Source organism: Mesorhizobium sp. USDA 4132, assembly GCF_056279545.1.
The window spans coordinates 3,421,540-3,444,060 of the sequence record NZ_JBWCCP010000001.1; the positions used below are offsets into that span (position 1 = coordinate 3,421,540).

Consider the following 22,521-nt stretch of genomic DNA (forward strand, 5'->3'; position numbering starts at 1 on the left):
ACATGCCCGCCGGAACGGTTGTCACATTGAAAAACTAGAACAGATAAAAGGGGCGGCGCAGCCGGCCGAATTAAGAAAGAGGAGAGATCAGATGAAGAAGACATTGGGGTTCGGGCTGCTGACTGCGTCGGTCATGGCTCTTTCGAGCGGCGCGGCATTTGCCGATTTCGAACTCAATATCCTACACATCAACGACTTCCATTCGCGTCTTGAATCCATCAACGCGACGGATTCCACCTGCTCGGCCGAGGATGAAGGCAAGGGCGTCTGCTTCGGCGGCGCGGCCCGGCTGCTGACCGCGATCAACCAGGCGCGCGACGCGCTGAAGGCTCAGAACAAGAACGTCATCCTCCTCAACGCCGGCGACAACTTCCAGGGTTCGCTCTTCTACACGACCTATAAGGGTGCGGCCGAAGCCGAAGCGCTGAACGCCATGAAGTTCGACGCGATGACCGTCGGCAACCATGAATTCGACGACAGCGACGACGTGCTTGCCACCTTCCTCGACAAGATCCAGTTTCCGGTCGTTACCGCCAACGTCGTTCCGAGCGCCGCCGCCAAGATCGGCAACCGCATCAAGCCGTCGCTGGTGCTGACCGTTGGCGGCCAGAAGATCGGCATCGTCGGCGCCGTCACCAACGACACCGCCGAAATCGCCAATCCCGGCCCGAACATCACCATTGCCGACGACGTCGCCAAGATCACCGAAGCCGTTCAGGGCCTGAAGGCCCAAGGCGTCGACAAGATCATCGCGTTGACCCATGTCGGTTACCCGCGCGACCTCGCCATCATCGCCAAGATCCCGGATGTCGACGTCGTCGTCGGCGGCCACACCCACACACTGCTGTCGAACGTGGCCAAGGGTGCCGAAGGCCCCTACCCGACCTGGTCGGACAATCCCGGCGGCTACAAGGTTCCGGTAGTCCAGGCTTTCCAGTATTCGAAATATCTCGGCGACATCAAAATCGTCTTCGACGACAGCGGCGTCGTCAAGTCGGCCGAAGGCGAGCCGATCCTCATGGATAAGTCGATCACGCCCGATCCGGCCTTCCTGGCTCGCGTTGCCGAGTTGAAGAAGCCGATCGAAGACATGAAAAAGAAGGTCGTCGGCGCTTCCGACGCGGTCATTGATGGCGACCGCCGCGTTTGCCGCGCCAAGGAATGCTCGATGGGCAACCTCGTCGCCGACGCCATACTTGACCGCACCAAGGGCCAGGGCATCACCATCGCCATCCAGAACGGCGGCGGCTTGCGCGCTTCGATCGATGCCGGCGAGGTCACCCAGGGTGAGGTCGTCAGCGTCCTGCCCTTCCAGAACACGCTCGCGACCTTCCAGCTCACCGGTGCCGATGTCGTCAAGGCGCTCGAAAACGGCGTCAGCCAGATCGATGACGGCGCAGGCCGCTTCCCGCAGGTCGCGGGTCTCAAATATTCCTTCGACAAGTCGAAGCCGGCCGGAGCCAAGGTCAGCGACGTGCAGGTCAAGGAAGGCGACAAGTTCGTACCAATCGACCCGGCCAAGACCTACGGCGTCGCCACCAACAATTTCATGCGCGCAGGCGGCGATGGCTACGCCATCTTCAAGACCGGCGGCAAGAACGCCTACGACTACGGTCCGGACCTCGCCGACGTAACGGCGGAATTCGTGGCCGCCCACAATCCCTACAAGCCCTACACGGACGGCCGCGTTACCGATCTGACGCCGGCCAGCTACACCCCGCCGGCCAAACCCGCGCCTGCCGCCCCGCCGGCAGCTGCTCCGGCTCCGACGGCTGCCGCTCCCGCTACCCCGGCTCCTGCTGCACCTGCCGCTCCTGCACCTGCCGCTCCGGCCCCCACTGCAGCCGCTCCGGCCGCACCGGCGAACCCTGCTCCGGCAGCACCCGCGGCGCCGGCACCGAACACCATGGCTGCAGCTCCGGCGAAACCTGCTCCGGCAGCGGCTCCCGCCGCACCCAAGCCGGCCGGCCCCACCAAGTACACGGTCGCCAAGGGTGACTCGCTCTGGAAGATCGCCGAAGCCACCTATGGCAACGGCGAGAAGTGGACCGAGATCGCCAAGCTCAACTCGCTGCGCCATCCAAACGTCATCCAGGTCGGCGCCGAGCTGGAACTGCCGGCGAAGTGACACCGCTTGACCCGGATCAAGGTTCGGGCCGGCGACTTCACGCAACACATTGGGACGATTTGTCCCGATCCCATGATCGGCCCAGGCTTTCCCGGGCCGATTTTTGTTTCTAAGTAATTTGCGAAACAAACGAGTGCGTCGTCGCCCGTGCAAGACTTAATCGAAAGTATCCGCATGACCTCCCATTCCGCCCATATGCCCTCCGATCATCCGAAGGTGAGTTTCGGCAAAGTCGGCGTATTGCTCGTCAATCTCGGCACCCCGGACGGCACGGACTACTGGTCGATGCGGCGCTATCTCGCCGAGTTTCTGTCCGACAAGCGGGTGATCGAGTGGTCGCGGTTCTACTGGTACCCGATCCTCTACGGCATCGTGCTCAACAAGCGGCCGCAGAAGGTTGGCAAGGCCTATGAGGCGATCTGGAACAAGGATCTGAACGAGAGTTACCTGCGCACCTATACCCGCAGCCAGGGCGAACTGATGGCCGAACGGCTGAAGGATCTGCCGAATGTCGTCGTCGAATGGGCGATGCGCTACGGCAAGCCGTCGATCGCCGAACGCATCGACGCGCTGAAGGAAAAGGGCTGCGAGAAGATCGTCCTCTTCCCGCTCTATCCGCAATATGCCGCCTCGACCACCGCAACCGTCAACGACAAGGCCTTCGAGCACCTGATGAAGCTGCGCTGGCAGCCGGCCTTGCGCACCGTGCCGCCCTATCACGACGAACCGGCCTATATCGAGGCGCTGGCGGATTCCGTCAGGGCGGAATACGCGGCGCTCGACTGGGAGCCGGAAATGCTGATTGCGTCCTTCCACGGTATCCCGCAATCTTATTTCAAGGCAGGCGACCCCTATTACTGTCATTGCCAGAAGACCGCCCGGCTCCTGAAGGAGGCCCTCGGCTTCACCGACAAAAATTTCATGATCACCTTCCAGTCCCGTTTCGGGCCGGAGGAATGGCTGCAGCCCTATACCGACAAGACGGTCGAAAAGCTCGCCCAAGACGGCATCAGGCGCATCGCTATCATGAATCCCGGTTTCGTCTCCGACTGTCTGGAAACGCTCGAGGAAATCGCCGAGGAAGCGGGCGAGATCTTCCGCCACAATGGCGGCGAAAAGTTCGCCCATATCCCCTGTCTGAACGATAGCCCCGGCGGCATGACGGTGCTGGAAAAGGTCGTCCGCCGCGAACTTCAGGGCTGGGTGTAGGCCGGCTTACCGCACTTCGGTCGCCGTGAATCCTTCCGTTGCAGTCCTCCAGAAATCAGGATCTTCATACTCCGTCGGGTCTTCGATGCCGGCGATGTTAAAAGCTTCGCGCCGTTCGACGCAGGTGCCGCAGCGGCCGCAATGCAGGGTACCGCCCTTGTAGCAGGACCAGGTTTCGGCAAACGGCGTTCCGTGCCGGGCGCCATCGGTGACGATATCCGCTTTCGATCCGGCGACGTAAGGCGCAAGCAGCCGGATCGACGCGTAGCCGTCCAAGGCATGATCCTGCATCGCCTGGAAGGCATCGATGAAACCGGGCCGGCAGTCGGGATAGATGAAATGGTCGCCGCCATGCACGGCGATCGCCACCGCATCGGCGTTTCGCGCCGCAGCCACTCCGAAGGCGACCGACAGCATGATCGCATTGCGGTTCGGCACCACGGTCACCCGCATCGTCTCCTCGGCATAATGTCCGTCCGGCACATCGAGATCGTCGGTCAAGGCGGACCCGGTCAGCCGGCTGCCGATCCCGCGCATGTCGATGGTCTCATGGAAGACGCCGAGCCGCGCGGCGCAGGCGGCGGCGAAATCGAGTTCCTTGCGGTGTCGCTGGCCATAATCGAAGGAGATCAGGCCCAGCAGCTGCCGTTCGGCGGCAATCCTGTGGGCGAGCGAAACGGAATCCAGTCCGCCGGAGCAGACGACGATGGTTCTCATGGGCTTTTATCCTTGTTTTGACCGGGTAGGCTGCGACCGGGTGTTCGAACCTGCTCTCTAGACCGCCAACGCGTCCTTGTGAATAACCGCAGCCACGTCGACAGCGGTCTAGCTGTCATTTCTTCCCTGCAAATAACGTGCTAACTCATCACGTGTGACCTGGCGGACTTACCGCCTGCAATGGAGGACTGTCATGAACTTGGGCGGCCTGGGTGGCTTCGATATCGTCGTGATCGGCGTCGTAGTGCTGATCATTCTGGTCCTGTTTGCCGGGATCAAGACCGTGCCGCAGGGTTATCGCTACACCGTGGAACGCTTCGGCCGCTACACCCGCACGCTGGACCCGGGCCTCAACCTGCTGACACCTTTCATCGAGCGCATCGGCGTGCGCATGAACGTCATGGAGCAGGTCCTCAGCATCCCGACCCAGGAGGTCATCACCAAGGACAATGCCAGCGTCTCCGCAGATGCCGTGTCCTTCTACCAGGTCCTCAATCCGGCCCAGGCCGCCTATCAGATTTCCAATCTTGAAAATGCCATCCAGAACCTCACCATGACCAATATTCGCTCGGTCATGGGTTCGATGGACCTCGACGAACTGCTCTCCAACCGTGAAGTCATCAACGAGCGGCTGCTGCGCGTCGTCGACGAAGCCGTGGGTCCCTGGGGCATCAAGGTCACCCGCGTCGAGATCAAGGACATCCAGCCGCCCGCCGACCTCGTCGAATCGATGGGACGGCAGATGAAGGCCGAGCGCGAGAAGCGCGCCCAGATCCTCGAAGCCGAAGGCTCGCGCAGCGCCCAGATCCTGCGCGCCGAGGGCGCCAAGCAGGCAGCCGTTCTGGAAGCGGAAGGCAAGCGCGAAGCCGCCTTCCGCGAGGCAGAAGCCCGCGAACGCCTCGCCGAGGCCGAAGCGCGGGCCACACAGGCCGTCTCCCAGGCAATCGCCGCCGGCGACGTGCAGGCGATCAACTATTTCGTGGCTCAGAAATATACCGAAGCGCTGGTGGCAATCGGCAGGGCTCCGAATTCGAAGATCGTGCTGATGCCGCTGGAGGCTTCGTCGATCATCGGTTCGCTCGGCGGCATCGGCGCCATCGCCAAGGAGGTTTTCGGCGATGGTTCTGGGCATGCCGCACCGCCGCGCCCACCGGCCGGCCCGCGGCCCCAGCCCGGTCCGCGCACCACGCCGGTCCTCAATCCGTTCAACCCGAATTCCTCAGAGACCTGAGCCATGCTGCATGATGCTGTGGTCAATCTTGGTCCCTGGAGTTGGTGGATTTTAGGCGTCGTCCTGTTGTGCGCCGAACTCGCGGCACCAGGCGTGTTCCTGATTTGGATCGGCGCGGCCGCGATCGTCATCGGCGCGCTGTCTCTGGCGCTCTGGGACGCGGCCTTCTGGAGCTGGCACGTCCAGCTTCTGCTGTTTGCAGTGCTCTCAGGCGCCTTCGCGCTGGCAGGCCGCCGTTTCTATTCCAGCCGCAACCAAGCGACCGACGAACCCAATCTCAACCGCCGCGGCGAAAGCCTGGTCGGCCGCACCGCAACTCTCCACGAGCCGATCGCCGAGGGGCGCGGCCGCATCCGGCTCGACGATACATGGTGGTCGGTGATGGGACCGGATCTGCCAGCCGGCACGCAGGTGAAGGTGGTGGCGGCAAGCGGCCGAGACCTGAAGGTCGAAGCGGCGTAGTTTTCCCTGTCCGAAAACGGCTTGGAGCCTGGCTCGGTATCAGGCCACGCCGACGCGCAGCAGATCATGAAAGTGAACGATGCCGATCGGCTTGCGCTCTTCATCGACGACGAGCAGCGCGCCGATGCTGTGCTTGTTGAGCAGCGCCATGGCCTTGGTGGCGAGCGTTTCCTTAGTGACAGTCTTCGGATTGCGCGTCATCACGTCATCGACCCGCGTATCGCGCAGATCGAGATGAAGGTGCCGGGAAATATCGCCATCGCTGATGAAGCCGCAGAGGCTGCCATCCTCGTCGACTATGCCGACGCAGCCGAAGCGCTTGCGCGACAGCTCCTGGATCGCCTCCAGCATGAGGACGCCCTTTTTGACCAGAGGCATGCGATCGCCGGTATGCATCAGATCGCCGACATGGCTGAGCATCGCCCCGAGCTTGCCGCCCGGATGATAGACGCGGAAATCGGTTGCCGAAAAACCGCGCGCTTCGAGCAGCGCCACGGCAAGTGCATCGCCCATGGCAAGCTGCATCAGCGTCGACGTGGTCGGCGCCAGGCCGTGCGGGCAGGCTTCCTGTTCCTTGGGCAACAGCAGGACGACATCGGCCTCGCGGGCCAGCGTCGAAACCTCGCCTGACGTCATGGCGATCAGCGGAATGGAGAAGCGGCGGGTGAAGGAAACGATGCCCTGCAGCTCGGCGGTCTCGCCGCTCCAGGACAGAGCCAGCACCACGTCCCCCGAGCCAATCATGCCGAGATCGCCGTGATTGGCTTCGACGGGATGCACGAAGAAGGAGGGCGTGCCCGTCGAGGCGAGGCTGGCGGCGATCTTGCGGCCGATATGTCCGCTCTTGCCGATGCCGGTCACGACGACCCTGCCGTCGATGTCGCCGATCAGTTCCGCAGCCTTGCGGAAGGCTTCGCCGAGGCCGTTCTGAAGCGCCAGCTCCAGCGCATTAAGCCCTTGTTTCCCGAAGGAAATTGTCCTCAAGGCGGAATCGACAAGGTCGTTCTCGACCAGTTGCAAAGCTCTCTTGATCATGGGCAAGCCTTAACGCTTTTCGCCCACCAAGTCTATCGGCTTCGGGCCGGGGCCACGAAGTTGGCCGCTGCCATAGCGTCGCAACCAAACGTTAACCACATGGCTTTACGTTTGGGTAAGCATTTGCGATTGCCCGGGCAGGCCTATGAAGATCACCACAACGACAGGCGGGACGCGCCAGAGGCGCCGGACGGCACTCGGCCTTCTGCTGGCCTGTTCGGCGCTTGTCTCGCCCGCAGCCGCCCAGACCCGCAACGTGTTTCCGCCGCAGAGCGGCTCTCTTCCATCGGTCACAGACACCAGTTCGCCCGCGTCGAATCCCGCTTCCGGCGCGGCGTTGAGAGGCAGTACCTCGGCGCAGCCGTCCGCCAGTGCCGCCGCCGATCAGAACCAGGACGACCCGAATGTCGCGACCGGCACCACGCCCGGCCGCAACCGTGCGGCAACCCAGGAGCTTCCCTATGAGGACGACCTGAACCAGCCCCATGAAGAGCCGCTCGACCGTGGCGCCGAGCCGGTCGAGACCCAGGAACAGCCCCGCGAACCGGGTGATCCGACCGGCATCCGGATGGGCAGCTTCCTGCTCCGTCCTTCGATCAACCAGGGTATCAACACCGAGATCCGCCGCTCGAGCGGCACCAAGATCCGCCGCGATTATCTGTCGACGGCGATCCGCGGCACGCTGACCTCCGACTGGTCGCGCCATTCGTTGACTGTCACGGGCGAAGGCACGCTGGAGCGCAATCTCGGCAGCAGCAGCCAAGGCGAGCAGCCGGAAGCGAACATCAATGCCGACCTGCGGCTCGATCTCTCCAACGATACGGTCGCCCATGTCACCGGCGGCTATAAGTTCTCCCGCGAGAACGACTACGATCCGAACGCGCTCGGCGGCGCATCGACCCAGTCGGGCGTCCATGAATTCACCGGCGGCGCCTCCGTCCAGCGCGACTTCGGCAAGATCCGCGGCACGGCCGCACTCGACCTTTCCCGCGCCTCCTATACGGATGCGAAGCTCTCCGACGGCACGATCGTCAGCATGAAGGATCGCAACCGGACCGGCATCGACGGCCGCCTGCGGCTTGGCTACGAACTGTCGCCGGCGCTCGTCCCCTATGTGGAAGTGGCGACCGGCCACACGTTCTATGACCTCAGGCACGACAATTCCGGTTATGCCCGTTCGTCGCAGAGCTATGCCGCACGCACCGGCGTCGAATTCGATCTTGGCGAAAAGCTGCGTGGCGAAATCGGCACCGGCTACGAGGTCGTCGATTACGAGGACGACCGCCTGAAATCGGTCGGCGCGGTCACCTTCAGCGGCAGCGCCACCTGGTCGCCGCAGCGCGGCACCAATGTCGATCTCGGCCTGCGCACCACGGTGCAGGATTCGACCACGCCCGGCCAGAGCGGCTGGGTCGAATACCGCGCGACGGCAGCCTTGACCCATGAGATGCGCGACAACCTCATCGCCCGGCTGACCGGCAGCTCCACGCTGCGCAATTTCCCGAGTGGCGGACCGAGCGACGAAACCGTCTGGATCGGCGGCGCAGGCCTCACCTGGGCGATCAACCGTTACCTCGACCTGACCGGCGACGCCGAATACGAACAGGCGGGCGGCGGCGGCACCAACGACAAGATCGTCCGCGCCGGCGTCGGCCTCACCTTGAAGCGTTAAGCTTTCGTTCGACCGGTCATCCATTCCATCAGCGCATTCTGCGCATGCAGCAGGAAGGCTTTCGCCAGCGTGCTCTGGCAGGCCGCGTGCGTCATCGCATCCGCTGTGACTTCCTGTCCGCGCGCCACCGGCGGACAGGGAATGAAGATCGCATCGGGACGGCAGCGATCGAGAACCGCCGCCGAGATCCGGTAATCCGCAAGCGTACTTTCAGCGACCCCGCCCGGCCAGCTATCCGTGAAGATGACGTCCGCATCCTCAAGCTCCCGCATATCCGTGCTCCGCCGGAAATTGTCGTTGAGCAGTGCCGGGTCGCCCACGTGCCAATCATCCCGATAAACCTGTACCACCTCGATCGGCAGCGAGATCGACGCCTCCACCCAGGACCGCAGAATATTGGCGTCCGGCGCCACGCCGACGATCTTCAGCCCCTCGATGCCGCCCCTTTGGGCTCTGACATAGGCAAGGTCTCCGAGCGTCTCGCAAGGATGGTTCGATCGCGTCCGGGCATTGATGACCGGTGCCCGGACGTATGCCGCAAGCTCCCGGAGCGACGTGAGTTCCGGCGTGCGGATGACAACCATGTCGAACCAGTTGTCGAGATAACCCGCCAGGTCGGCGATCGTCTCACGCCCGCCGAGGCTCGCCGGCACATGTGCGCAAATGCCGCCCATCGCCTGGATGCCGAGATCGAAAGCTGTCGTATTGCGCCAGCCGCCGTCATCGACGATCAACGCGACCCGACGGCCCTCGAGGCTTTTCGGCATCCGCCGCTCCCGCCACGCCTCGGCAAGCACGCCGGCGCGATCGAGGATCGCCGTTATGGCATCCGCCGAAAAATCGTGGAATTCCAGAAAATCGAGACCCGCAGAGACAGCCATGGCACCCGGCACCGTGAAAAACAAAAACCCCTCATAGCAGGACCATGAGGGGTTTGCGTGACGTCCGGACCGGCAAATCGCCGGTCGGAAAGATTTACTTCAGCGAGGCGAGCAGCGCCTTCATCGGTCCTTCGATTGCAGGACGGATATCGGCGCGCTGCAGGGCGAAGGCGAGGTTTGCCAGGATGAAGCCGTCCTTGGCGCCGCAGTCGAACGTGTCGCCCTTGAACGGATAGGCGGCGAATTCCTGAGCCTTGGCGAGCGTCAGCATGCCGTCGGTGAGCTGGATCTCGTTGCCGGCGCCGCGTTCCTGGGTTTCCAGGATCTTGAAAATCTCCGGCTGCAGGATGTAGCGGCCGTTGATGTAGAGGTTGGACGGTGCCGTGCCCTTGGCGGGCTTTTCGACCATCTGGGTGATCTTGAAACCTTCGCCAACCGGCGCGCCGATGCCGACGATGCCGTATTTATGCGCCTGGTCCGGATCGCATTCCTGCACCGCGACGACGTTGCCACCACTCTCTGCATAAAGATCGACCATGCCCTTCAGGCAACCCTTGCCACCGGCCATGATCATGTCCGGAAGCAGGACCGCGAAAGGCTCGTTGCCGACGATGTCGCGGGCGCACCAGACCGCATGGCCAAGCCCGAGCGGCACCTGCTGGCGCGTGAAGCTGGCGGTGCCGGCAACCGGCAGAAGGCCGGCGAGCAGGGTTAGCTCGGCATTCTTGTTGCGCTCGCGCAGCATCTGCTCCAGCTCGTACTGAATGTCGAAATAGTCTTCGATGACCCCCTTGCCGCGACCCGTCACGAAAACGAAGTGTTCGATCCCGGCTTCGGCCGCCTCATCCACGACGTACTGGATGACCGGCTTGTCGACCACGGTCAGCATTTCCTTCGGCACTGCCTTGGTCGCGGGCAGGAAGCGCGTGCCCAGACCTGCTACCGGAAACACTGCCTTACGGATCTTTTGTTGTTGTGCCACTCACGCCTCCTGAAAGCACGTCATTGTGCGAATATTCAAATCTCGGCATCTAATGACGAATTGCTACCGTTTCGCAAAGACTGCCGTGGGTCCGGTTTCTATGGTAAAGAATTTGTTGACCCAATCCTGTTATTACATCGTTAAGCCGCATGCCACTCTTGCCGCAAGGCTTGGTAAAAAGAAGACTGGACCCGACTGCCGATGAAGACCCTTCGCACCAACCTCTTTCGAGGGTTTGCCTTCTCCCTGATCGCCGGGCTCGCCGCGGCGGCCATGCCGATAGATGCCCAGGCAGACGCCGGTTTCAAGGCGTGGATCGTAAAATTCTACGATACCGCCGCCAAGAGCGGAATCACCCGTTCCACCTATGAGAAAGCGTTCGCCGGTGTCAGCGAACCCGATCAGGACGTGCTTGAGAAGGCGAACTATCAGCCCGAATTCACGTCCAGGATCTGGGATTACCTCGACAGCCGCGTGAACCCTTATACGGTCAAGATTGGCCGCGAGATGGCGGCCAAGCATGGCTCGACGCTTGCCGCACTGGAACGCCATTTCGGCGTCGACAAGAACATCCTGCTCGCCATCTGGTCGATGGAATCCAACTACGGCGCTGCGCTCGAAAAACCCGAGCGCCTGCACCACGTGCCGCAGGCGCTCGCCACACTTGCCTGGGGCGACCCCAAGCGTGCCAAGTTCGCCCGCACCCAGCTGATCGCCGCGCTCAAGATCCTGCAGTCGGGCGATATCACCCCCAAGCAGCTGACCGGCTCCTGGGCCGGCGCCATGGGCCATACTCAGTTCATCCCGACCAGTTACCTGCTCTACGCGATCGACGCGGATGGCAACGGCAAGCGCGACATCTGGCATTCGGTCCCGGATGCGCTCGCCACGTCCGCCAACCTGCTCGCCAAGAACGGCTGGCAGAGCGGAAAGACCTGGGGTTATGAAACCGTGCTTCCGGCCAATGGCACCCGCTACGAAGGCCAGACCAAGGCGCTCGGCGAATGGGCGAAGCTCGGTTTTGCCCGCCCGAACGGCAAAAGTTTCCCGCGCGGCGCCGACAGGGCGACGCTGAAGATGATGGCCGGTGAGAGTGGACCGGCCTTCCTGATGCTCGGCAATTTCTTCACCGTCAAGAAATACAACGCCGCCGACAGCTATGCGCTGGCCGTCGGCCTGCTCGCCGACGAGATCGCCGGCTTCGGCGGCGTCCAGCAGAGCTGGCCGCGTCCCGACGGCACGCTCGACATCAAGCAGAAGTTCGAACTGCAGAACCGCATGAAGCAACTCGGTTACTACGAGGGCGAAGTCGACGGCAATTTCGGCTCCGGCTCGAAGGCTGCGATCTCGGCAATCCAGAAACGCCTCGGCATGCAGCAGAGCGGCGAGCCGTCGAAGTCGCTTCTCGAAGCTTTGCGTTGACAAGAAGGTGCTTCGCGCCACATCGTTTACAAGGAATCTCCCGCAAGCGTGCGGGACGGCGGAGACATGAAGGCTTTGCATAAATCCGGGCAAAACGAGGCCGGCTGCAACGGGGCCGGGCTGAACGAGCCCCTGCGGAGCAGAGGATGGGCACGCTTGGCTCTCCTCCTCCTCGCGGTGCTGCTCGCCCTGCCGGTCGCGCCGCGGCCGGCCGCCGCCCAGGAGCCTCTCCCGCGCCGCAACCTCTTCGATTACCTGTTCGGCGGCCCGCGTTACGAGCGCGACGACCGCTATGAGCAGCCTCCTCCTTATAGCCGACGCCGTTACGACCGGGATGGCTCGATCATCGATATGAGGCCGCGTCCGCGCCGCAGCACGGGACGGGCAGCCGCTCCCCGCCCGGTGCAGCCAATGGTGCCGGCTGCGCCGGAACCGGTTGCCAAAATCGACAATGCCAAACAGGTTCTGGTGGTCGGCGACTTCATGGCCGGCGGCATCGGCAGCGAGCTGGAAACGGCGTTTGCGACCGCTCCCGGCGTCGCGATCACCGAGCGCAGCGACGGCTCCTCCGGTCTCGTCCGCGAGGATCACTTCGATTGGCCGGGGGAACTCCCCGCCATGCTCGACGAGGTGAAGCCGGCCGTCGTCGTCGTCATGCTCGGCGCCAATGACCGCCAGCAGATGACGATCGGCAGCACCAAGGAAAAGTTCCGCAGCGACGCCTGGTTCAAGGAATACGAGCGGCGGGTGACCCGGCTCGTTGGCATCGTCACTTCCCGCAAGCTGCCGCTTCTCTGGGTCGGCCTGCCCTCCTTCCAGTCGCCGACCGCAACCGCAGACGCCGTGACGCTCAACGCCATCTATCGCAACCAGGTTGAAAAGGCCGGCGGCGAATTCGTCGACATCTGGGAAGGTTTCGTCGACGAGGACGGCAAGTTCGTCATCACCGGCTCAGACGTCAACGGCCAGCAGGTGCGCCTGCGCGGTTCCGACGGCATCACCTTCACCAAGGCCGGCAAACAGAAGCTCGCCTTCTACGTGGAAAAACTGGCCCGCCGGCATCTCGGCGAAATGGCAAGCCCCGATGTCATCAAGCTCGACGGTTCGAACCTGCCGGCACTGTCAGCCCTTCCCGCCTCGCCCGGCCAGGCGGTCCCGACCCATCCGATCAGCCTCTCCGACCCCGAACTCGACGGCGGCAAGGATCTTCTCGGCGCAGCCCCGCTCCCGCCGGTCCTCGTCGAAACGCCGCGCGACAAACTGGTCAGGCGCGGCGAACTGGCCCCCGCACCGGCCGGACGGGTTGATGATTACAAGGTGAAAGTGGCCCAGTAGCAGCAGTTGTCATCGTTGGCGTGGGAGCAAGATCGCTCCCACGTTATTGAATTCCGCTCCCGCTTACCGCGGCAGAACCGAGCTTCCCATCAGCGCCTCGTCGATCGCCCGCGCTGCCTGGCGGCCTTCGCGGATCGCCCAGACGACCAGCGACTGGCCACGGCGCACGTCGCCGGCGGTCCAGAACTTGTCGACCGAAGTCTTGTAGTCCTTGTCGTTGGCGACGACATTGGTCGAGCCGCGGCGGTCGACATTCAGCGTCAGCTTGCCTTCGAGCTCGTTCAGAACACCGTCCGTCAGAGGGCCTGAAAAGCCGATGGCGATGAAGGCGAGATCCGCCTTGATGATGAAATCCGTGCCGGCGATCGGCTTGCGGCTTTCGTCGACTTCGCAGCAGCGCACGCCGATGAGCTGGCCGTCTTCGCCGACGAATTCGAGCGTCGCCACCTGGAACTCGCGCACCGCACCTTCGGCCTGGCTGGACGAGGTGCGCATCTTGGTGGCCCAGAACGGCCAGACGGCGAGCTTGTCTTCCTTTTCCGGCGGCTGCGGGCGGATGTCGAGCTGGGTTACCTTGACTGCGCCCTGGCGGAAGGCCGTGCCGACGCAGTCCGACGCTGTATCACCGCCGCCGACGACGACGACATGCTTGGCACCGGCGAGGATCGGATCGGCCGGCCAGGCGACGCTGTCGATGTTTTCGCGGCCGAGGCGACGGTTCTGCTGCACGAGGTAAGGCATCGCGTCATAGACACCATGCAGCTCGACGCCTGGAATGCCGGCCGGCCGCGGGGTTTCCGAACCGCCGCAATAAAGCACCGCATCGTGTTCGGCGATCAGCTTCTCGACGGGAATGTCGACGCCGATATTGGCACCGTAATGGAAGGTCACGCCTTCGCCGGTGATTTGCTCGACGCGACGGTCGATGAAGTTCTTCTCCATCTTGAAGTCCGGAATGCCGTAGCGCAGCAGGCCGCCGGCCTTGGACTCGCGCTCGTAGACATGCACCTCATGGCCGGCGCGGCCGAGCTGCTGGGCAGCCGCCATGCCGGCGGGGCCGGAACCGATGATCGCCACTCGTCTGCCGGTATGAACGGTTGCGGGCTGCGGCGCGATGAAGCCGAGCTCATAGGCCTTATCGGCGATGGCCTGCTCGACCGTCTTGATCGCGACCGGCGCATCCTCGAGGTTCAGCGTGCAGGCTTCCTCGCAGGGTGCCGGGCAGACGCGGCCAGTGAATTCCGGGAAGTTGTTGGTGGAATGGAGGTTGCGGATCGCCTCCTCCCACTTGTTGTTGTAGACGAGGTCGTTCCAGTCCGGGATCTGGTTGTGAACCGGACAGCCGGTCGGGCCGTGGCAATAGGGAATGCCACAGTCCATGCAGCGCGCCGCCTGCTTGGTGACCTCCGCATCCGACATCGGGATGGTGAATTCGCGGAAATGGCGGATGCGATCGGAGGCCGGCTGATACTTGCCCACCTGCCGGTCGATCTCCAGGAAACCCGTTACCTTGCCCATGTTCTACCTCTACTTCGCCGCTACCGCAGCCAGTTCTCAATCTTCAATCCCGGCACCCGGGAAAACTCACTCTCGTTGTTCGTCACCAAGACCGCATCCAATACAAGGGCATGAGCAGCGATCCAGAGGTCGTTTGGACCGATATTCTTGCCCTGTCTCAATGCCTGCCGAATGTCGGCATAGCGCTGGTCTACCGGCAGGTTGAGCGGAGCGACATAAAACCTCCGCGTGACTGCGGCGACCTTACGCGCCAATTCCTCAGAGCCGTTCTTCTTGACGCCATACCAGACCTCACCATGGGTGATGATGCTGATGAAGACGTTCTGTTCTCCCACTTCAGCCAACCGCTCGAACACCTTGCCGCGAGGATCACGGACGATGGCCGAAACGATGTTGGTATCGAGCATGAAGCGCATCAAAGGTCGATCTCATGAAGCGGCGCCAGATCGTCGTCACTCGCGATAAAATCTCCCCCAGTCCAAGCTTCAGCTTGCCTGAGATAGTCGATCAGCCCGGCAGTTACCGCCGTTCGAATGAGGATCGATCCATCTGGCTGCTTCACCATCACGACCTTGTCGCCATCCAGATCGAATTCCTTCGGTATGCGTACTGCACGGCTGCGACCATTTTTGAAGATGCTGACGGTAACGCCACCATCCTCACGAGACTCCCTTATGTGTTCGTTCATCTCCATACTCCATCGTCGTCATATGCCGCCAGCATATCACAGCAATGATGCCCGGTGAAGTTACTCCGCAGCGACGCCCATCCGCATCCGCTCCATCTCCACCAGAGCACGGCGGTATTCGACCGGCATGACCTTGCGGAATTTCGGGCGGTATTCGCTCCAGCGGTCGAGGATCTCCTTGGCGCGGTTGGAGCCCGTGTAGTGCAGGTGGTTGGAGATCAGCTGGTAGAGGCGTTCCTCGTCGTGGCGCGTCATGTCCTCGGAGACGTCGACACGTCCCTTGTGCATGAGGTCGCCGCCGTGATGGTGCAGCTTTTCCAGCATGTCGTCCTCTTCCGGAACCGGCTCGAGTTCGACCATCGCCATGTTGCAGCGCTTGGCGAAATCGCCGCTCTCGTCGAGCACGTAGGCGACGCCGCCGGACATGCCCGCCGCGAAGTTGCGGCCCGTCTCGCCGAGCACGACGACGATGCCGCCGGTCATGTATTCGCAGCCGTGGTCACCCACGCCCTCGACGACCGCGATGGCACCGGAGTTGCGAACGGCAAAGCGCTCGCCGGCAACGCCGCGGAAATAGCATTCGCCGGTGATCGCGCCGTAGAGCACGGTGTTGCCGACGATGATCGAGTTCTCCGCGACGATCCTGGAGTTCTCCGGCGGGCGCACGATGATGCGGCCGCCCGACAGGCCCTTGCCGACATAGTCGTTGCCGTCACCGACCAGATCGAAGGTGATGCCGTGCGCAAGGAAGGCACCGAACGATTGTCCGGCCGTGCCGCGCAGCGTCACATGGATCGTGTCGTCCTTGAGGCCCTTGTGGCGCCAGCGCTTGGCAAGCGCACCCGACAGCATCGCGCCGACGGAACGGTCGACGTTCTTGATCGGCACTTCGAAGACCACCGGCTCCTTGTTCTCAAGGGCAGCCTGCGACTTCTCGATCAGCTTGCGGTCGAGAATGTCATCGATCGGATGCTTCTGGCGCTGCGTCCAGTAGGTCGCCTCCTTCGGAGCCTCCACCTTATGGAAGATCTTCGAGAAATCGAGGCCCTTGGACTTCCAGTGGGCGATCATCTGGTCCTTTTCGAGAAGCTCGACCATGCCGATGATCTCGTCGAAACGGGTGAAGCCGAGCGATGCCAGGATCTCGCGCACTTCTTCGGCGACGAAGAAGAAGTAGTTGATGACATGCTCCGGCGTCCCCTTGAAGCGCTTGCGCAGGACCGGATCCTGCGTCGCCACGCCGACCGGACAGGTATTCAGGTGGCACTTACGCATCATGATGCAGCCGGCAGCGATCACCGGAGCGGTCGCGAAACCGAACTCGTCGGCACCGAGCAGCGCGCCGACGATGACATCGCGGCCGGTCTTCAGGCCACCGTCGACCTGCAGCGCGATGCGCGAGCGAAGACCGTTCAGCACCAGCGTCTGCTGGGTTTCGGCAAGGCCGATTTCCCAAGGCGACCCCGCATGCTTCAGCGAGGTCAGCGGCGATGCACCGGTGCCGCCGTCGAAGCCGGCGACCGTGATATGGTCGGCGCGTGCCTTGGCCACACCTGCTGCAACCGTGCCGACGCCCACTTCCGAAACGAGCTTGACGGAAATGTCGGCGGTCGAGTTGACGTTCTTCAGGTCGTAGATCAGCTGAGCCAGATCTTCGATCGAATAGATGTCGTGGTGCGGAGGCGGCGAGATGAGGCCGACGCCCGGCGTCGAATGCCGGGTCTTGGCAACCGTCGCGTCGACCTTGTGGCCGGGCAGCTGGCCGCCTTCGCCGGGCTTCGCGCCCTGCGCCACCTTGATCTGCAGCATGTCGGCATTGACCAGGTATTCGGTCGTCACGCCGAAGCGGCCGGAAGCGACCTGCTTGATCGCCGAGCGTTCCGGGTTCTGAGAACCGTCCGGCAGCGGCATGTAGCGGTCGCTTTCCTCGCCGCCCTCGCCGGTGTTCGACTTGCCGCCGATACGGTTCATCGCAATCGCGAGCGTCGTGTGCGCCTCGCGGGAGATCGAGCCGAACGACATGGCGCCGGTCGAGAACCGCTTGACGATATCGACAGCCGGCTCCACCTCGTCGATCGAGACAGGCTTGCGGCCGATCGCTTCGGCAGACTTGATCTTGAAGAGGCCGCGGATCGTGTTCATCCGCACTGCCGTCTCGTTCACCATCTCGGCGAATTCGCGGTAACGCTCCTGGCTGTTGCCGCGCACGGCATGCTGCAGCGTCGCGACTACATCCGGCGTCCAGGCATGGCTTTCGCCGCGCATGCGGTAGGCATATTCGCCGCCGATATCGAGCGTCGAGGCCAGGACCGGGTCCTTGCCGAACGCGGCGTGGTGCCGGGAAACTGTTTCCTCAGCGATCTCTTCCAGACCGACGCCTTCGATGTTCGAAGCCGTGCCGAAGAAATACTTCTCGACCAGACCCGAAGACAGGCCGATGGCATCGAAGATCTGCGCACCGCAATAGGACTGGTAGGTCGAGATGCCCATCTTGGACATGACCTTGAGGATGCCCTTACCGACCGCCTTGATATAGCGATAGACGATTTCCGAGGAATCCACTTCCTTGGGGAATTCGCCGCGCATGTGCATGTCGGTCAGCGTGTCGAAGGCCAAATAGGGGTTGATGGCTTCTGCGCCATAACCGGCGAGACAGCAGAAGTGATGGATTTCGCGCGGCTCACCGGATTCAACGACGAGACCGACCGAGGTTCTGAGCCCCTTGCGGATCAGGTGATGGTGCACGGCAGCCGTCGCCAGCAGTGCCGGGATGGCGATGCGGTCCGGGCCGATCTGGCGGTCGGAGAGCACGATGATGTTGTAGCCGCCCTTGACCGCCGCTTCCGCACGTTCGCAGAGACGGTCCAGCATTTCCGGCATGCCTTCGGCACCACGCTCGATATCATAGGTAAAATCGAGCGTCTTGGTGTCGAACCGGTCTTCGGTGTGGCCGATCGAGCGGATCTTCTCGAGGTCGCCATTGGTCAGGATCGGCTGGCGCACTTCCAGGCGCTTGGCGTTCGCAGCCCCCTCGTGGTCGAGAATGTTCGGGCGCGGACCGATGAACGACACGAGGCTCATGACGAGCTCCTCGCGGATCGGGTCGATCGGCGGGTTGGTGACCTGCGCAAAGTTCTGCTTGAAATAGGTGTAGAGCAGCTTCGACTTTTCCGACATGGCCGAAATCGGCGTGTCGGTGCCCATCGAGCCTATGGCTTCCTGGCCCGTCGTCGCCATCGGCGACATCAGGATCTTGGTGTCTTCCGAGGTGTAGCCAAAGGCTTGCTGACGGTCGAGCAGCGACACGTCGCGACGCAGCGCCCGCGGCTCCACCGGCTTCAGGTCTTCGAGGATGAGCTGGGTCTTGTCCAGCCACTTGCCGTAAGGATGCTTGGTCGCAAGTTCGGACTTCAGCTCCTCGTCGGAGATGATCTGGCCCTTTTCCATGTCGATCAGCAGCATCTTGCCGGGCTGCAGACGCCACTTCTTGACGATGTTCTCTTCCGGCACCGGCAGCACGCCCGCTTCGGACGCCATGATGATCCGGTCGTCGTCGGTGACCATGTAGCGGGCCGGACGCAGACCGTTGCGGTCGAGCGTCGCGCCGATTTGGCGACCGTCGGTGAAGGCAACGGCGGCCGGACCGTCCCACGGCTCCATCAGGGCGGCATGGTATTCGTAGAAGGCCTTGCGCTCCTTCGACATCGACTGGTTGCCGGCCCATGCTTCCGGGATCAGCATCATCACCGCGTGGGCGAGCGAATACCCGCCGCGCACGAGGAACTCGAGCGCGTTGTCGAAACAGGCCGTGTCCGACTGGCCTTCGTAGGAGATCGGCCAGAGCTTGGAAATGTCCTCACCGAACAGCGGCGAGGAGACCGACGCCTGGCGCGCCGCCATCCAGTTGACGTTGCCGCGCAGCGTGTTGATTTCGCCGTTATGGGCGACCATGCGGTAGGGATGCGCGAGCTTCCACGACGGGAACGTGTTAGTCGAGAAGCGCTGGTGGACAAGCGCCACCGCCGTCTCGAACCGAGGGTCGGCAAGATCCTTGTAATAGGCACCGACCTGATAGGCGAGGAACATGCCCTTGTAGACGATCGTCGAGGACGACAGCGACACCGGATAGAAACCCATGTCGACGCCACCGAACGCGTCATAGATGCGGTTGGAGATCACCTTGCGGATCAGGAACAGCTTGCGCTCGAAATCATGGTTGGTCGCGGCATCCTTGCCGGCGCCGATGAAGACCTGAACGTGATGCGGTTCGGTGGCGGCGATGTCAGGCGCCTTGGAAAGTGACGAATTATCGACCGGCACGTCACGGAAACCGAGGAACTGCTGCCCCTCCTCCGCGACGACGTCCTGGATTACCTTCTTGTAGTGCTCGATTTCATCCGCCTTGCGCGGCATGAAGATATGGCCGACGGCATATTCGCCGGCCTTCGGCAGGGTGAAGCCCTGCTTTGCCATCTCCTCGCGGAAAAAACGGTCGGGGATCTGCACCAGGATGCCCGCACCATCGCCCATCAGCGGATCAGCGCCGACGGCACCGCGATGCGTCAGGTTTTCGAGGATGAACAGGCCATCCTTGACGATCTGGTGCGACTTCTTGCCCTTCATATGGGCAATGAAGCCGACGCCGCAGGCATCGTGCTCATTGCGCGGGTGATAGAGGCCCTGAGCCATCGGCAAACCGCCGGCGGCAAATGGAACGCGAACTGTCGTCTCAGCCGACATCGGGGCTTCAGCGCCGGATATCTCGGAGATGGTCTTCGTCATCGTCATTCCTCCTGTTGGCCGCCTTCGGCAGCGGGCAAAGTGGCTCTCAATTGTCTCTTGGGGATGACAGGCCGAGGCTCCATCCCGTGCTTCATGCGATGGCGCCGCTCCGGTGCGGTTGCAGCTTCGCAGCGCAACATAACCCGGATCGGCGCGAACGTCAGCGGGAAAGACACGCAAAATAACGCTTCATTTCCCGAAATTAGGACAGTACTTCTGTCCTAATTTCCAAAATCTATGCCATAGAAGTTAACCCGCGACAAGAGCGGTCATTAAAAATCTCCCGCCTTTTGCGACAGAAGATTACGCCGAATGGCGTAGATGTGGAAATTTAATTACAATCGAGGGCGTTTTAAAGCGTGGCGGGTGCTGACCTAACCGTTTTGGCCGCTCGACCGCCCTCGCCGATTGATTACCGGTTCAAAAAGATTAATCTCCCCAAGCTTCCGAGACAAAACTTCCAGGGTATTTTTCAGAATGTTTTTCGCTTCCGACAATTGGGCCGGCGCCCATCCTTCGATCAATGAACGCCTCTCCAAGGAGTCGACCCGGTTTGCCGCCGCCTATGGCAACAGCGATCTCGACAAGGCGGTAGAGGCCCGTTTCAACGAGATCTTCGAGCGGGAGGTCTCGGTCTATTTCGTCTCTACTGGTACGGCTGCCAATTCGCTGTCGCTCGCCAGCATCGCGCGGGTCGGCGGCGTCGCCTTCTCTCACACGGAAGCGCATGTGATCGAGGACGAATGCGGCGCGCCCGACTTCTTTTCCGGCATGCGCATGGTCCCCGTCGAAGGTGAAGACGGCAAGATGGATCCGGAGAAGCTCAGCGCCCGCATCGCCGGCTTTCCGCAGGATTCGCTGCATCACGGCCGCGCCGCCGCAGTCACCCTCACCCAGGCCACCGAGACCGGCACCATCTATACGCTCGACGAGATCAACGCGATTACCGCGATCACAAAGGCGAACGGCCTGCCGGTGCATATGGACGGCGCCCGTTTCGCCAACGCGCTGGTCTCGCTCGACGTCTCCCCCGCCGAAATGACCTGGAAGCGCGGCATCGACATCCTCTCCTTCGGCGGCACCAAGAACGGCTGCTGGTGTGCCGAAGCGATCGTGTTCTTCAATCCGGAACTCGCCAGGGACTTCGCCTTCATCCGCAAGCGCGCCGCCCAGCTCTTTTCCAAGACCCGCTTCATCTCGGCCCAGTTCGACGCCTACCTGCAGGATGGCCTCTGGCTCAACATGGCAAGCCACGCCAACAGCATGGCCGACCGCCTGCGCGCCGGCATCGGCTCGCTGAACAGCACAAGGCTTGCCTGGGACACGACCTCCAACGAGGTTTTCGCCGTGCTCAACAAGGCGTCGGCAGAGGCCGCCGAAGCCAGGGGCGCAAAATTCTACGGCTGGCCGGTGCCGAACAACATGCCGGAGCCGGTAAAGGACGACGAGACCCTGATCCGCCTCGTGACCTCGTTCGCCACCACCGAAGAGGACATCGACCAGTTTTTGGCGATCTGCAAAGCGGGTTGAAGCCTCAACCTACACCTGACGCTGCGGCGCGATCTGCGCCACGATCAGGCTCGACAGCGCTTCCATGAGCGCGGCATCGGCGCCGCGCCGTGGGACCAGCACGAACTCCACGTCTTCCAGCACCGGCAGCCGGTCCGCGGCGATTTCCTTGAGCCCCGCCGGCGCCATGCTGCGTGGCTGGACAAGCACGCCCATGCCGGCCCGCGCCGCCGCCGTCAGCCCGCTCAAGCTGCCGCAGGTGCAGACGATCCGCCAGGCCATCTTTTCCCGGTCGAGCGCCTCCTGGGCGACGCGCCTTGTAATGCTCGGCGGCGGAAACGCGATCAGCGGCAACGCATCGCCACGCGACAGGACATGGTCCGGATCGCGTGCCAGCCAGACCAGCGGTTCGCGATAAAGCAGCCGCCCATGCGTCTCGCCGATATGCCGCTTGGCGAGCACCAGATCGAGATCGCCAATGTCCTGCATCTGGTAGAGCACCGCGGAAAGCGCTACGGTCAGTTCCAGATCGACCAGCGGATAAAGCCGGATGAAATCTTCGAGGATCGACGTCAGCCGGCTCGCCACCACGTCTTCCGAAACTCCGAGCCGCAACCGCCCGCGCAACCGGCTTTCGCCGAACAGCGAGGCGACCTTGCCGTTCATATCCAGCATGCCGCGCGCATAGCCGAGCAGCGCCTCGCCTTCCGCCGTCAGCTTTACCTGATGGGTATCGCGAAACACCAACTGACGGCCGAGCGATTTTTCCAGCCGTTGGATATGCTGGGTGACGGTCGACTGGCCAACGCCCAGCCGGGCCGCCGCTTCCGTGAAACTGCCGGTCTGCTGCAGCATGACGAAACTATTCAGGTGATGAAGGTTCAGCATGGCTATCCGTTACCGTGATAACTGTTAGTGTTTGAATTCTGCTTCATGATAAGTGAAGGGTA

The 22,521-nt window shown here is 62.6% G+C and carries 17 protein-coding genes; 8 read left to right on the top strand and 9 right to left on the bottom strand.

Going from position 1 to position 22,521, the window contains the following annotated elements; genetic code table 11:
• Positions 1-91 precede the first annotated feature (91 nt).
• Entirely contained in the window at positions 92-2,128 is a 2,037-nt protein-coding gene (locus tag ACZ9IU_RS17470) for a 5'-nucleotidase C-terminal domain-containing protein (protein ID WP_038545041.1), read from the top strand.
• Between the two features lie 174 nt (positions 2,129-2,302).
• Complete coding sequence (gene hemH, locus ACZ9IU_RS17475; protein ID WP_038545043.1) at positions 2,303-3,337, top strand: ferrochelatase; 1,035 nt, start codon at positions 2,303-2,305, stop codon at positions 3,335-3,337.
• A gap of 6 nt (positions 3,338-3,343) precedes the next feature.
• Here the strand turns inward: hemH and queC are convergent, their stop codons facing one another.
• Complete coding sequence (queC, locus tag ACZ9IU_RS17480) at positions 3,344-4,054, bottom strand: 7-cyano-7-deazaguanine synthase QueC (RefSeq protein WP_038545047.1); 711 nt, start codon at positions 4,052-4,054, stop codon at positions 3,344-3,346.
• Positions 4,055-4,247: 193 nt separating this feature from the next.
• Between queC and ACZ9IU_RS17485 the strand changes: the two genes are divergently transcribed.
• Both ACZ9IU_RS17485 and ACZ9IU_RS17490 read left to right on the top strand, forming a co-directional pair.
• Entirely contained in the window at positions 4,248-5,285 is a 1,038-nt protein-coding gene (locus tag ACZ9IU_RS17485; RefSeq protein WP_038545050.1) for an SPFH domain-containing protein, read from the top strand.
• 3 nt (positions 5,286-5,288) lie between these two features.
• Positions 5,289-5,747: an NfeD family protein gene (locus ACZ9IU_RS17490; RefSeq protein WP_038545053.1), complete on the top strand. Its 459-nt coding sequence runs from the start codon at positions 5,289-5,291 to the stop codon at positions 5,745-5,747.
• Between the two features lie 39 nt (positions 5,748-5,786).
• Here the strand turns inward: ACZ9IU_RS17490 and ACZ9IU_RS17495 are convergent, their stop codons facing one another.
• Positions 5,787-6,782: a KpsF/GutQ family sugar-phosphate isomerase gene (locus ACZ9IU_RS17495; RefSeq protein ID WP_038545065.1), complete on the bottom strand. Its 996-nt coding sequence runs from the start codon at positions 6,780-6,782 to the stop codon at positions 5,787-5,789.
• Positions 6,783-6,927: 145 nt separating this feature from the next.
• On the opposite strand from ACZ9IU_RS17495, the gene ACZ9IU_RS17500 reads away from it, so the two are divergent.
• A complete protein-coding gene (locus ACZ9IU_RS17500) occupies positions 6,928-8,454 on the top strand; it encodes an outer membrane beta-barrel protein (protein WP_038545079.1) in 1,527 nt (508 codons plus the stop codon).
• Here ACZ9IU_RS17500 and ACZ9IU_RS17505 read toward each other — a convergent pair.
• Both ACZ9IU_RS17505 and galU read right to left on the bottom strand, forming a co-directional pair.
• Entirely contained in the window at positions 8,451-9,335 is an 885-nt protein-coding gene (locus ACZ9IU_RS17505; RefSeq protein WP_038549592.1) for a Rossmann-fold NAD(P)-binding domain-containing protein, read from the bottom strand. The two genes, ACZ9IU_RS17500 and ACZ9IU_RS17505, sit on opposite strands and share 4 nt — an antisense overlap.
• 94 nt (positions 9,336-9,429) lie before the next feature.
• The gene (galU, locus tag ACZ9IU_RS17510) at positions 9,430-10,317 is read right to left on the bottom strand and encodes a UTP--glucose-1-phosphate uridylyltransferase GalU (RefSeq protein WP_038545092.1); all 888 of its coding nucleotides are present in this window, start codon (positions 10,315-10,317) and stop codon (positions 9,430-9,432) included.
• Between the two features lie 201 nt (positions 10,318-10,518).
• Here galU and ACZ9IU_RS17515 point away from each other — a divergent pair, with 201 nt between their 5' ends.
• Both ACZ9IU_RS17515 and ACZ9IU_RS17520 read left to right on the top strand, forming a co-directional pair.
• Positions 10,519-11,739, top strand: coding sequence for a lytic murein transglycosylase (locus tag ACZ9IU_RS17515; protein WP_038545102.1), 1,221 nt, complete (start codon positions 10,519-10,521; stop codon positions 11,737-11,739).
• A gap of 156 nt (positions 11,740-11,895) precedes the next feature.
• On the top strand, positions 11,896-13,074 hold the full coding sequence (locus ACZ9IU_RS17520; RefSeq protein ID WP_244447433.1) for an SGNH/GDSL hydrolase family protein: 1,179 nt from the start codon (positions 11,896-11,898) through the stop codon (positions 13,072-13,074).
• Between the two features lie 63 nt (positions 13,075-13,137).
• Here the strand turns inward: ACZ9IU_RS17520 and ACZ9IU_RS17525 are convergent, their stop codons facing one another.
• From ACZ9IU_RS17525 to gltB, 4 genes are read right to left on the bottom strand one after another with little or no spacing between them, the layout of a single operon-like run.
• The gene (locus ACZ9IU_RS17525; RefSeq protein ID WP_038545105.1) at positions 13,138-14,592 is read right to left on the bottom strand and encodes a glutamate synthase subunit beta; all 1,455 of its coding nucleotides are present in this window, start codon (positions 14,590-14,592) and stop codon (positions 13,138-13,140) included.
• A gap of 20 nt (positions 14,593-14,612) precedes the next feature.
• The gene (locus ACZ9IU_RS17530; protein ID WP_051899802.1) at positions 14,613-15,008 is read right to left on the bottom strand and encodes a type II toxin-antitoxin system VapC family toxin; all 396 of its coding nucleotides are present in this window, start codon (positions 15,006-15,008) and stop codon (positions 14,613-14,615) included.
• On the bottom strand, positions 15,008-15,280 hold the full coding sequence (locus ACZ9IU_RS17535) for an antitoxin (protein ID WP_244447434.1): 273 nt from the start codon (positions 15,278-15,280) through the stop codon (positions 15,008-15,010). Before ACZ9IU_RS17535 ends, ACZ9IU_RS17530 begins: the two co-directional genes overlap by 1 nt.
• Positions 15,281-15,340: 60 nt before the next feature.
• Entirely contained in the window at positions 15,341-20,062 is a 4,722-nt protein-coding gene (gltB, locus tag ACZ9IU_RS17540) for a glutamate synthase large subunit (protein WP_157885165.1), read from the bottom strand.
• Between the two features lie 477 nt (positions 20,063-20,539).
• Between gltB and ACZ9IU_RS17545 the strand changes: the two genes are divergently transcribed.
• Positions 20,540-21,592 (top strand): threonine aldolase family protein, encoded by a 1,053-nt coding sequence (locus ACZ9IU_RS17545; RefSeq protein ID WP_038545112.1) that lies wholly within the window; start codon positions 20,540-20,542, stop codon positions 21,590-21,592.
• A gap of 9 nt (positions 21,593-21,601) precedes the next feature.
• On the opposite strand, the gene ACZ9IU_RS17550 is transcribed toward ACZ9IU_RS17545, so the two are convergent.
• A complete protein-coding gene (locus tag ACZ9IU_RS17550) occupies positions 21,602-22,459 on the bottom strand; it encodes a LysR family transcriptional regulator (protein ID WP_038545115.1) in 858 nt (285 codons plus the stop codon).
• Between the last annotated feature and the right edge of the window lie 62 nt (positions 22,460-22,521).